Source organism: Pseudomonas alvandae, assembly GCF_019141525.1.
Lineage (GTDB): Bacteria > Pseudomonadota > Gammaproteobacteria > Pseudomonadales > Pseudomonadaceae > Aquipseudomonas > Aquipseudomonas alvandae.
Window position 1 is genome coordinate 1,226,037 of sequence record NZ_CP077080.1, and the last position, 11,994, is coordinate 1,238,030.

Genomic DNA, 11,994 nt, shown 5'->3' on the forward strand with positions numbered 1-11,994 from the left:
CATGAATCAGAACGCTGAATATTCCGCGGTCAATGACGCGGTGCGCGGCCAGTTTTTCCGCCGTGTCTGGCAAATGACCACGCCATACTGGCGCAGTGAGGAGAAGGGCAAGGCCTGGATGCTTTTGATCGCCGTGATAGCGCTGTCGTTGTTCAGCGTGGCGATTTCGGTGTGGTTCAACAATTGGAACAGGGATTTCTACAATGCCCTGCAAGAGAAGGAGAGCGCGGCATTCTGGCGGTTGATCCTGTACTTCTGCGGTATCGCTGCGGTGGCGATCCTCGGCGCGGTGTACCGTTTGTATCTCACGCAGATGCTCACCATTCGCTGGCGGGCCTGGCTCACCGAGCAGCACTTCGCCCGCTGGCTCGATGACAAGAATTACTACCGACTGGAGCAGGGCGGCTATACCGACAACCCCGACCAGCGGATATCCGAAGACCTCAACAGTTTCACCACCAACACGCTGGAACTGGGCCTGGGCCTGCTGCGCACCGTGGTCAGCCTGGTATCGTTCTCGATTATCTTGTGGGGCATTTCGGGCAGCATTGAAGTGTTCGGCTACACCATCCCGGGCTATATGTTCTGGTGCGCTCTGATTTATGCGGCGGTGGGCAGCTGGTTGACGCACCTGATCGGTCGTCGCTTGATCGGCTTGAACAACAACCAGCAGCGCTTCGAGGCTGACCTGCGTTTCTCCATGGTTCGGGTGCGCGAGAATGCCGAGAGCATTGCGCTGTATAACGGCGAGCCCAACGAGAATCGCCGTCTGAGCGGGCGTTTTGGCCTGGTCTGGCATAACTTCTGGGACATCATGCGGGTGTCCAAGCGCCTGACGTTCTTCACGTCCGGCTACGGCCAGATCGCGATCATTTTCCCGTTCATGGTCGCCGCGCCGCGCTATTTTTCCGGCAAGATCCAACTGGGCGAACTCATGCAGATAAGTTCGGCGTTCGGTAACGTGCAGGAGAATTTCAGTTGGTTCATCACCGCCTACGCCAACCTCGCCGCGTGGCGGGCCACCTGTGATCGCTTGTTGAGTTTCCGTCAGGCAATGAGTGACAACGAAGACCGCGTGCCGGCCATCGATGTTCAGAACCAGGGTAATGAGCTGAACGTACGCAACCTCGGGCTGGACCTGAGCGATGGTCGCCATTTGCTGACCCACGCCGAACTGAATGTCGAACCGGGCGAGCGGGTGATGCTCAGCGGTCGTTCCGGCAGCGGCAAGTCCACGTTGTTGCGGGCGATGGGGCATTTGTGGCCCACCGGGCATGGCAGCATTCTGTTGCCGTCGGCCCGTTATCTGTTCCTGCCGCAAAAGCCCTATTTGCCGATCGGCAGCCTGCGCGAAGTGCTGAGTTATCCACAAGCCGGCGATGTTTACCCCAACGAACGTTATGCTCAGGTGCTGGAAACCTGCCGCCTGCCGCACTTGGTTTCGCGGTTGGACGAAAGCAACCATTGGCAGCGCATGCTCTCGCCCGGCGAGCAGCAACGCCTGGCCTTCGCCCGCGCATTGCTTTACGCGCCGTTATGGTTGTACATGGACGAAGCCACGTCGGCCATGGATGAAGAGGACGAGGCGACGCTGTACCAGGCCTTGATCGACCAGTTGCCGGGCCTGAGCATTGTCAGCGTCGGCCATCGAAGCAGTTTGAAACGTTTCCATCCGCGACACGTGCGTATCGAAAATGGCCAACTGGTGGAGCAGGCGGTGACCGCCTGATTGTCATTGTCGAACGCTGTTGTGGCGAGGGGATTTATCCCCGCTGGGCGCGAAGCGCCCCTTTCAAATCAACGGTCCTCGATATTGAGTCTGCCAATAGATCAAGGGGGCTGCTACGCAGCCCAGCGGGGATAAATCCCCTCGCCACAACGATGCATGGCGGTAACCTTTGACAAGGCCCACCGGTGAGCACGGTGATCGTACAACCACGTTGCGCTATGATGCACACTTAGCCGCTTGCCAAATATAGAGACACACCATGGAAAACCCGATCAACGTCCCACGCCTTCCCCGCAAGCGCCGCAGCCTGGCGCAGGAGCTGGTGACGGTCCTGACCGAGCAGATTCGCGACGGCCTGCTCAAGCGTGGCGATAAATTGCCCACCGAGTCGGCGATCATGGAAGCCCATGGCGTCAGCCGCACAGTCGTGCGCGAGGCAATTTCCCGGTTGCAGGCGGCCGGCCAGGTGGAAACCCGCCACGGCATTGGCACCTTCGTGCTGGACACGCCCAGCCCAAGCGGTTTTCGCATCGACCCGGCCACGGTAGTGACCTTGCGCGATGTGCTGGCGATCCTGGAATTGCGCATCAGCCTGGAAGTGGAATCCGCCGGGCTGGCGGCGCAGCGCCGCAGCGATGAGCAACTGGCGGCGATGCGGGCGGCCCTTGATGCCTTGAACGAAAGCGCGGCCCACGCCAGCGACGCGGTGGCCTCGGACTTCGCCTTCCACCTGGAAATCGCCCTGTCCACCGGCAACCGCTACTTCACCGACATCATGACCCACCTGGGCACCAGCATCATCCCGCGTACCCGGCTGAACTCGGCGCGCCTGGCCCATGACGACCATCAGCACTACATGGACCGCCTGAGCCGCGAGCACGAGGAAATCTACGAGGCCATTGCTCGCCAGGATTCCGACGCCGCCCGTGCGGCCATGCGTCTGCACCTGACCAACAGCCGCGAGCGGTTGCGCCAGGCCCATGAAGAGGCGCAGGCGCAGGGCTAGCGTCTTTCGGTTGAAATGAGGCGAGTCATTGCTTCTGTGGCGAGGGGATAAATCCCCTCGCCACAGAATGTCCCTCCCTGTGAGGCCGCGCTGATCGCCGCGTAAGGCGACTCAATAAAGATTGTGAAGGAACTACAGCCGTGCGCAGCACCGCCGTGCCTGGGGCTGTGTCCCCACGCTGCAACGGTGCCTATTGGCAGAGTTAACAGGGTCGACGAGCCGTCCTGGCGGCAATTTCCATTCGTCTTCCAATCTCGTCCTAAGTCCCGATTTAGAAGGCTTCACGCCAACAGCCCTGGCCTGCCTCCCCAACAAAAGACGAAATGCAGTTGACGTTCACATTTTAAGTTGTACGATGACCTACAACTTCACATGAAGCTGAACCGTTTCCTACAACACAACATTTGCGTCCAGGGTGTTCGAATAATGAATCCACAAGAACTGAAGTCCATCCTCTCGTCTGGCCTGCTGTCGTTCCCGGTCACCGATTTCACTGCCAATGGCGATTTCAATCGCGACAGCTACATCAAGCGTCTCGAGTGGCTGGCCCCGTATGGCGCCTCTGCGTTGTTCGCAGCGGGCGGCACCGGTGAATTCTTCTCCCTGGCCGCCAGCGAGTATTCCCAAGTCATCAAGACTGCCGTCGATACCTGCGCCACCAGCGTGCCAATCCTCGCCGGTGTCGGTGGTGCCACCCGCCAGGCCATCGAATACGCTCAAGAAGCCGAGCGCCTGGGCGCCAAGGGCCTGTTGCTGCTGCCGCACTACCTGACCGAAGCCAGCCAGGACGGCGTTGCCGCCCACGTTGAAGCCGTGTGCAAATCGGTGAAGATCGGCGTGGTGGTGTACAACCGCAACGTCTGCCGCCTGAACGCCACTCAGCTGGAGCAACTGGCCGAGCGCTGCCCGAACCTGATCGGCTACAAGGACGGCCTGGGCGATATCGAACTGATGGTGTCGATCCGTCGTCGCCTCGGCGATCGTTTCAGCTACCTGGGCGGTCTGCCGACCGCTGAAGTCTACGCCGCGGCCTACAAGGCCCTGGGCGTGCCGGTCTACTCCTCGGCGGTGTTCAACTTCATCCCGAAAACCGCGATGGACTTCTACCACGCCATTGCCCGCGACGATCACGAGACCGTTGGCAAGATCATCGACGACTTCTTCCTGCCATACCTGGACATCCGCAACCGCAAGGCCGGTTACGCAGTGAGCATCGTCAAGGCTGGCGCGAAGATCGTTGGCTATGACGCAGGTCCTGTGCGCACGCCGTTGACCGATCTGCTGCCAGAAGAATACGAAGCCCTGGCCGCGCTGATCGACAAGCAAGGCAAGCAGTAACAGACCCGACAAGGCCGCTGAGCAATCAGCGGCTTTTTGCGTAAGGCTCGATCGTTCCCGCGCGCGCGTGGGACGCAGCCAGGGACGCCCTGCGTTCCTAGACAGCTTTTGTGAGAGGAGAAGCTCCGTGGCAGATGCAAAGCGTTTCGATAACTACATCAACGGTCAGTGGGTGGCCGGTGCCGACTATTGCACCAACATCAACCCTTCTGACTTGTCCGATGTCATCGGTGAATACGCCAAGGCTGACGCAGCGCAAGTCAACGCCGCCATCGAAGCCGCCCGCGCCGCGTTCCCGGCCTGGTCGACCTCGGGCATCCAGGCGCGTCACGATGCACTGGACAAAGTCGGCACCGAGATCCTCGCCCGCCGCGAAGAACTCGGCCAACTGCTGGCCCGGGAGGAGGGCAAGACCCTGCCCGAAGCCATCGGCGAAGTGACCCGCGCCGGCAACATTTTCAAATTCTTCGCCGGTGAATGCCTGCGCCTGTCGGGCGATTACGTACCGTCGGTGCGCCCGGGCGTCAACGTCGAAGTGACCCGTGAAGCCCTCGGCGTGGTCGGCCTGATCACCCCGTGGAACTTCCCGATCGCGATCCCTGCATGGAAAATCGCTCCGGCCCTGGCGTACGGCAACTGCGTGGTGATCAAGCCGGCCGAGCTGGTACCGGGCTGCGCCTGGGCGCTGGCCGAGATCATTTCCCGCGCCGGTTTCCCGGCCGGTGCGTTCAACCTGGTGATGGGCAGCGGCCGTGTGGTCGGTGAAGTCCTGGTCAACAGCCCGAAAGTCGACGGCATCAGCTTCACCGGTTCCGTGGGTGTGGGCCGGCAGATCGCGGTCAACTGCGTGTCACGTCAGGCCAAGGTGCAATTGGAGATGGGCGGCAAGAACCCGCAGATCATCCTCGACGACGCCGACCTCAAGCAGGCCGTCGAACTGGCGGTGCAGAGCGCGTTCTACTCCACCGGCCAGCGTTGCACGGCTTCCAGTCGCCTGATCGTCACCGCCGGCATCCACGACAAGTTCGTCGCTGCGATGGCCGAGCGCATGCAGTCGATCAAGGTCGGCCATGCGTTGAAAGCTGGCACTGACATCGGCCCGGTGGTTTCCGAAGCCCAACTCAGCCAGGACTTGAAGTACATCGACATCGGCCAGAGCGAAGGTGCTCGGCTGGTCAGCGGTGGCGGCCTGGTGACGTGCGATACCGAAGGTTACTTCCTGGCGCCGACGCTGTTCGCTGACAGCGAAGCTTCGATGCGCATCAGCCGCGAAGAGATCTTCGGCCCGGTGGCCAACGTTGTGCGCGTGGCTGACTACGAGGCGGCGCTGGCGATGGCCAATGACACCGAGTTCGGTTTGTCGGCCGGTATCGCCACCACGTCGTTGAAGTATGCCAACCACTTCAAGCGCCATTCCCAGGCAGGCATGGTGATGGTCAACCTGCCGACCGCCGGCGTGGATTACCACGTGCCGTTCGGCGGGCGCAAAGGTTCGTCCTACGGTTCGCGCGAGCAGGGTCGCTACGCGCAAGAGTTCTACACCGTGGTAAAGACCTCCTACATCGGCTCGTAACACGCAACACCGGTCGGCGCCGCGCATCGGCGCCGACCGTACAGATTGATTTCCCGTATAAAAATAAATAGTGGAAGTAGATGACATGCAAGAAACCAAGCCGACCCGCGTCCGCTATTTGATCCTGCTCATGCTGTTTTTGGTGACGACGATCAACTATGCCGACCGCGCAACTATCGCCATCGCAGGCTCCAGCCTGCAGAAAGACCTCGGCATCGACGCCGTTACCCTCGGTTATATCTTCTCCGCTTTCGGTTGGGCCTATGTGGCCGGGCAAATTCCCGGCGGCTGGCTGCTCGACCGCTTTGGCTCGAAAAAAATCTATGCCTTGAGCATCTTCACCTGGTCGCTGTTCACCGTGCTGCAGGGCTACGTCGGTGAATTCGGCATGTCCACGGCTGTGGTTGCGCTGTTCATGCTGCGCTTTCTGGTTGGGCTGGCCGAAGCGCCTTCTTTCCCCGGCAACGCACGCATCGTCGCCGCCTGGTTCCCCACCGCGGAACGCGGCACCGCTTCGGCGATCTTCAACTCGGCGCAATATTTCGCCACCGTGTTGTTCGCACCGCTGATGGGCTGGATCGTCTACCGCTTCGGCTGGCAGCACGTGTTCATCGTGATGGGCGTGATCGGCATCGTGTTCTCGCTGATCTGGCTGAAGATCATTCACAGCCCGCGCCAGCATCCGATGATCAACGAGGCCGAGTTCAATCACATCGCTTCGAACGGCGCGATGGTCGACATGGACCAGGACAAGGGCAAAGGCAAGAAAACCGACGGTCCGAAGTGGGACTACATTCGCCAACTGCTGACCAACCGCATGATGCTCGGCGTATACCTGGGCCAGTACTGCATCAACGGCATCACTTACTTCTTCCTGACCTGGTTCCCGGTGTACCTGGTGCAGGAACGCGGCATGACCATCCTCAAGGCGGGTTTCATCGCGTCCTTGCCGGCAATCTGCGGCTTCATCGGCGGCGTGCTCGGCGGGGTGATTTCCGATTACCTGCTGCGCAAGGGCCATTCGCTGACCTTCGCCCGCAAGGCGCCGATCATTGCCGGTTTGCTGGTATCGAGCAGCATCGTGGCGTGCAACTACGTCGACATCGAATGGATGGTGGTGGGCTTCATGGCCTTGGCCTTCTTCGGTAAAGGCGTCGGCGCGCTTGGTTGGGCCGTGGTGTCCGATACCTCGCCGAAACAGATCGCCGGCTTGAGCGGTGGCCTGTTCAATACCTTCGGCAACCTGGCATCGATCACCACGCCAATCGTCATCGGTTACATCATCAGCGCCACCGGTTCGTTCAAGTGGGCCCTGGTGTTCGTCGGTTGCAATGCGTTGGTGGCGGTGTTCAGCTACCTGGTCATCGTGGGCCCGATCAAGCGTGTCGTGCTCAAGGAGCCACCAACCCGTGGCCCTGAGCTGACCCAATTGTCCCAAGCAAATTCCTGAGGAGCGGCTTTTCATGCAGTTGATTGAACATGCCGATTCGCCCCGTTACATCCGCCTGCACGAGCGGGACAACGTGGTGATCGTGGTCAATGACCAGGGCGTACCGGCCGGGACCGAATTCCCGGACGGCCTGGTCACCGTGGACTTCGTCCCGCAGAGCCACAAAGTCACCCTCGTGGACATTCCCGAGGGCGGCGAGGTGATTCGCTACGGCCAGGTCATTGGCTACGCGCTGCAGCCGATTCCTCGCGGCAGTTGGGTCAAGGAAGACCAGTTGCGCATGCCCACCGCGCCGCCGCTGGACAGCTTGCCGCTGTCCACCGACGTGCCAGCGGCGGATGCGCCGCTGGAGGGCTACACCTTCGAAGGTTATCGCAACGCCGACGGCACCGTCGGCACGCGCAACATCCTGGGTATCACCACCACGGTGCAGTGCGTCACCGGCGTGCTCGACCATGCGGTCAAGCGCATCAAGGACGAGCTGCTGCCCAAGTACCCGAACGTCGATGACGTGGTCGCGCTGACCCACAGCTATGGCTGCGGGGTGGCGATCACTGCCACCGACGCCTACATCCCGATCCGTACCGTGCGCAACCTGGCGCGCAACCCGAACCTGGGAGGCGAGGCGCTGGTGATCAGCCTGGGCTGCGAGAAATTGCAGGCCGGGCAGGTGATGCACGAAGGCGATAGCTCGGTGGACCTCAGCGAGCCGTGGTTGTATCGCTTGCAGGATTCCAGTCACGGTTTCACCGAAATGATCGAGCAGATCATGGAACTGGCCGAGACGCGCCTGAAGAAGCTCGACCAGCGTCGCCGCGAAACCGTGCCGGCCTCGGAACTGATCCTGGGCATGCAGTGCGGCGGCAGCGATGCGTTTTCCGGCATCACCGCCAACCCGGCCCTGGGCTACGCCTCGGACTTGCTGTTGCGGGCCGGCGCGACGGTGATGTTTTCCGAAGTCACCGAAGTGCGCGATGCGATCTACCTGCTGACCTCCCGGGCGCAAACCCAGGAAGTCGCCCAGGAGCTGGTGCGCGAAATGGACTGGTACGACCGTTACCTGGCCAAAGGCGAGGCCGATCGCAGCGCCAACACCACGCCGGGCAACAAGAAGGGTGGGTTGTCGAACATCGTCGAGAAGTCTTTGGGCTCGATCGTCAAGTCCGGCAGCAGCGCAATCAACGGTGTGCTTGGCCCGGGCGAGCGATTCAAGCAAAAGGGCCTGATCTTCTGTGCCACGCCGGCCAGTGATTTTGTCTGCGGCACGCTGCAACTGGCGGCGGGGATGAACCTGCACGTGTTCACCACCGGCCGGGGCACGCCGTACGGCTTGGCCATGGCACCGGTGGTGAAGGTCTCGACCCGCACCGAACTGGCCCAGCGCTGGCCGGACCTGATCGACATCGACGCCGGTCGCATCGCCACCGGGCGCGCGACCATCGAAGAGTTGGGTTGGGAGCTGTTCCACTACTACCTGGACGTGGCCAGCGGCAAGAAGCAGACCTGGGCCGAACGGCACAAGCTGTTCAACGACATCACCTTGTTCAACCCGGCGCCGATTACCTGATGATTGCGTAACCGCTGGAGATCCAGTGTGGGAGCGAGCTTGCTCGCGATGGGGGCGTTACATTCAGCATTGATGCAAGCTGACCCGGCGCCTTCGCGAGCAAGCTCGCTCCCACAGGGGATATGTGGTGAGTGTGGATTTGTGGTCGACCCGGTACAAATGTGGGAGCGAGCTTGCTCGCGAAAGCGCTTCACCAGACGCCAACGTCGTTAGTGGCTATCATTAGCCACCTAACGACACCCTTCTCAAGGCCCCCGGCATGCTGGCAATTTTCCTCGAAACCCTGAACATCACCGCACCGGTGTTTGCCATGCTGTTCCTGGGGACATTGCTCAAGCGTATCTACTGGATCAACGACAACTTCATCCATATCGCCTCGTCGCTGGTGTTCAACGTCACCATGCCGGCGCTGTTGTTTCTTGGCATTCTGCACGCCGACCTGCACGCGGCGTTGCAACCCGACCTGTTGATCTATTTCTCGATTGCCACCCTGGTGAGCTTTGCGATGGCCTGGGGCTGGGCGATCTGGCGTTGCCCGCGGGAAGATCGCGGTATCTACACCCAGGGCGCGTTTCGCGGCAACAACGGTGTGATCGGCCTCGCACTGGCCGCGAGCATGTACGGCGACTACGGGATTTCCCTGGGGGCGATTCTCGCGGCGCTGGTGATCCTGTTCTACAACACCTTGTCGACCATCGTGCTGGCGGTCTACAGCCCGGTGATCAAATCCGATCCGTGGAGCATCTGCAAAAGCGTGATCAGCAATCCGCTGATCATCAGCGTGATCGTTGCCGCGCCGTTCGCCTATTGGCAGATCGGCCTGCCGAACTGGTTCGAGACTTCGGCGAAGTATCTGTCACAAATGACCTTGCCCCTGGCGCTGATCTGCATTGGCGGCACGCTGTCGCTGGCCGCCTTGCGCAAGAGCGGCAAGATGGCCCTGAGCTCCAGCCTGGTGAAGATGGTCGGTTTGCCGCTGGTGACCACATTGGGCGCGTGGCTGTGGGGCTTTCGCGGGGCGGAGCTGGGGATCCTGTTCCTGTACTTCGGCAGCCCTACCGCCGCCGCCAGCTATGTCATGGCCCGGGCAGCCGATGGCAACCATGAGCTGGCGGCGGCGATCATCGTCATCACCACCTTGATGGCGGCGATCACCACCAACCTGGGGATCTTTGTGTTGCAGTGGGGTGGGTGGATCTAGCCTCGGGTTTGCAGCGCTCTTTCGTTCCATTCGCGAGCAAGCCCGCTCCCACATTCGATCGCATTTCCATGGAAGAACGCAGTCAATGTGGGAGCGGGCTTGCTCGCGAAGAGGCCTGGCCTGTCACCGCAAGGCTTGGGCCTTCACTCAGGTTTCTGGTAGCTATCGATCACTTCCTGCGCCGCCCGAAACGCATCGATCGCCGCCGGCACGCCGGCATACACCGCGCAATGCAGCAGCGCCTCGCGAATTTCTTCCACCGTGCAGCCATTATTCAGCGCTCCGCGCACGTGCCCCTTGAGTTCCTGCGGGCACTTGAGGGCGGTGAGGGCGGCCAGGGTGATCAGGCTGCGGGTCTTCAGCGGCAAGCCTTCGCGGCTCCAGACGCTGCCCCAGGCATGTTCGTTGACGAAGTCCTGCAATGGCTGGGTGAACTCGGTGGCGTTGCCCAGGGCGCGGTCGACGAACGCGTCGCCCATCACGTGGCGCCGCATGTCGAGGCCGGTCTTTGGAGTGTCGGTCATGGCAAATCCCTCTTGTGGTGTTGGCGGCGCCAGGCGCGCACCGAGGTGAACAGCAAAAACGCGAGCAGGGTCGGCAGCACGTAGAACAACATCAAGCGTTCAAGCTGGCCGGCCAGCGGCATGCCCGTGGTGAACGACACCACGTGCAGCCCATAGACCGCGTACAAGCCCAGCAACAGCAAGCCTTCGGCGCGGGTGACGCGGTAGCCGGAATAGAACACCGGCAGGCACAGCACCGCGACGCCGAGCATTACCGGCAGGTCGAAATCCAGGGCGTTGGGCGAGACCGAGAGCGGCGAGGGCGCGGCGAGGGCGGTTATACCCAGCACGCCCAGCAAGTTGAACAGGTTGCTGCCGATCACGTTGCCCACCGCGATGTCCCGTTGGCCACGCAGGGCGGCGATCAGCGAAGTGGCGAGCTCCGGCAGCGACGTGCTGACGGCGACGATGGTCAGGCCGATGATGCGCTCCGACAAACCCAGGTCCGTGGCCACTTCCACCGCAGCGCCCAGCAACAGGTGCCCGGCGAACACCAGCATCGCCAGGCCCGACACGATCATCACCAGACTCTTGGGCCAGGATGTATGGGCCACCTCGCCACCCAGCGGGTGCGGTCGAGCGGAGTGTCGTGACTGGCGCAGCAACAAGCCCAGGTACACCGCCAGGGCCGCCAGCAGCAAGACGCCGTCGAGTCGGGTCAGTTCCTCATTCCAGGCCAGCACGAACACCAGCAGGCTGGCGCCGATCATCAGCGGGATGTCGAGGCGCACCAGTTGGCGCGAGACGCGCAGCGGGATGATCAGCGCCGACAGCCCGAGGGTGACGAGGATATTGAAGATGCTGCTGCCAATCACACTGCCCACGGCGATGTCGGCGTTCTGCGCCAGGGTCGCCTGCAGGCTGACGGCCATTTGCGGCGCGCTGCTGCCGAAGGCGACGACGGTCAGGCCGATGATCAAAGGTCGCACCAGCAAGCGTGCCGCCAGGCCGACGGCGGCGCGCACCAGCAGTTCGGCGCCGGCGATCAGCAACAGCAGCGCGCCGAACAGTTCGAGCAGGCTGAGCAGCGGTAGGGCGTTGATCAGGGAAATAGCCGGGCTCCGTCTATCAATCGTCGAGGGCTTGCACGCGTACCCGCGCGGTGCCAGCGCGCAACATGCCCAATTGTTCGGCAGCGGCGCGCGATACGTCGATCAGGCGACCGCGTGTATACGGCCCACGATCGTTGATGCGGACCACGACGCTCTTGTCGTTGCCAAGGTTGGTGATTTTCACCCGAGTGCCGAATGGCAACTGGCGATGTGCGGCGGTCAGGCCGTGCTGGTCGAAACGCTCGCCGCTGGCGGTGCGCTTGCCATGATGCCTGGAGCCGTAATAGGAGGCGACGCCGGTCTGGTCGTAGCCGTGTGGATCGACCGTCCCACTCTGGCTGGCACAGCCGGCCAGCAGGGACAGCAGGGCGCAGGCGCCGAGGAGACGCTTCATGTGAGGGATTCCAAATACAGATGTGGGAGCGAGCTTGCTCGCGATGGGGCCATCACAATCAACATCTAGGTTGACTGTGATGCCGCTATCGCGAGCAAGCTCGCTCCCACAGGGGGGTGAG

General features: G+C 61.8%; 10 protein-coding genes. 7 read left to right on the top strand and 3 right to left on the bottom strand.

The genetic code is table 11. The features are described from left to right. The first annotated feature begins 1 nt into the window (after position 1). From KSS97_RS05335 to KSS97_RS05365, 7 genes are all read left to right on the top strand, one after another. The gene (locus KSS97_RS05335) at positions 2-1,729 is read left to right on the top strand and encodes an ABC transporter ATP-binding protein/permease (protein WP_217861250.1); all 1,728 of its coding nucleotides are present in this window, start codon (positions 2-4) and stop codon (positions 1,727-1,729) included. 259 nt (positions 1,730-1,988) lie between these two features. Beyond that, positions 1,989-2,735: a FadR/GntR family transcriptional regulator gene (locus tag KSS97_RS05340; protein WP_030139831.1), complete on the top strand. Its 747-nt coding sequence runs from the start codon at positions 1,989-1,991 to the stop codon at positions 2,733-2,735. Positions 2,736-3,161: 426 nt separating this feature from the next. Then, positions 3,162-4,073, top strand: coding sequence for a 5-dehydro-4-deoxyglucarate dehydratase (gene kdgD / locus KSS97_RS05345; protein WP_030139832.1), 912 nt, complete (start codon positions 3,162-3,164; stop codon positions 4,071-4,073). 127 nt (positions 4,074-4,200) lie between these two features. Further along, on the top strand, positions 4,201-5,646 hold the full coding sequence (locus tag KSS97_RS05350) for an aldehyde dehydrogenase family protein (protein ID WP_217861251.1): 1,446 nt from the start codon (positions 4,201-4,203) through the stop codon (positions 5,644-5,646). An 85-nt stretch (positions 5,647-5,731) separates the two neighbouring features. Continuing rightward, positions 5,732-7,096 (top strand): MFS transporter, encoded by a 1,365-nt coding sequence (locus KSS97_RS05355; RefSeq protein WP_030139834.1) that lies wholly within the window; start codon positions 5,732-5,734, stop codon positions 7,094-7,096. A 13-nt stretch (positions 7,097-7,109) separates the two neighbouring features. Beyond that, positions 7,110-8,663 carry a galactarate dehydratase gene (gene garD, locus KSS97_RS05360; RefSeq protein ID WP_030139835.1) on the top strand — a complete coding sequence of 518 codons (1,554 nt, stop codon included), beginning with the start codon at positions 7,110-7,112 and terminating at the stop codon, positions 8,661-8,663. A gap of 259 nt (positions 8,664-8,922) precedes the next feature. Next, the gene (locus tag KSS97_RS05365; RefSeq protein WP_030139836.1) at positions 8,923-9,864 is read left to right on the top strand and encodes an AEC family transporter; all 942 of its coding nucleotides are present in this window, start codon (positions 8,923-8,925) and stop codon (positions 9,862-9,864) included. A 143-nt stretch (positions 9,865-10,007) separates the two neighbouring features. Here the strand turns inward: KSS97_RS05365 and KSS97_RS05370 are convergent, their stop codons facing one another. The 3 genes from KSS97_RS05370 to KSS97_RS05380 are packed head-to-tail and all read right to left on the bottom strand — an operon-like array spanning position 10,008 to position 11,873. Then, the gene (locus KSS97_RS05370; protein ID WP_214963644.1) at positions 10,008-10,388 is read right to left on the bottom strand and encodes a carboxymuconolactone decarboxylase family protein; all 381 of its coding nucleotides are present in this window, start codon (positions 10,386-10,388) and stop codon (positions 10,008-10,010) included. Then, positions 10,385-11,446, bottom strand: a complete 1,062-nt coding sequence (locus tag KSS97_RS05375) for a calcium/sodium antiporter (protein WP_030139837.1) — start codon at positions 11,444-11,446, stop codon at positions 10,385-10,387. The genes KSS97_RS05370 and KSS97_RS05375 overlap by 4 nt, the downstream gene beginning before the upstream one ends. Positions 11,447-11,495: 49 nt before the next feature. Continuing rightward, positions 11,496-11,873: a septal ring lytic transglycosylase RlpA family protein gene (locus KSS97_RS05380; protein ID WP_217861252.1), complete on the bottom strand. Its 378-nt coding sequence runs from the start codon at positions 11,871-11,873 to the stop codon at positions 11,496-11,498. Between the last annotated feature and the right edge of the window lie 121 nt (positions 11,874-11,994).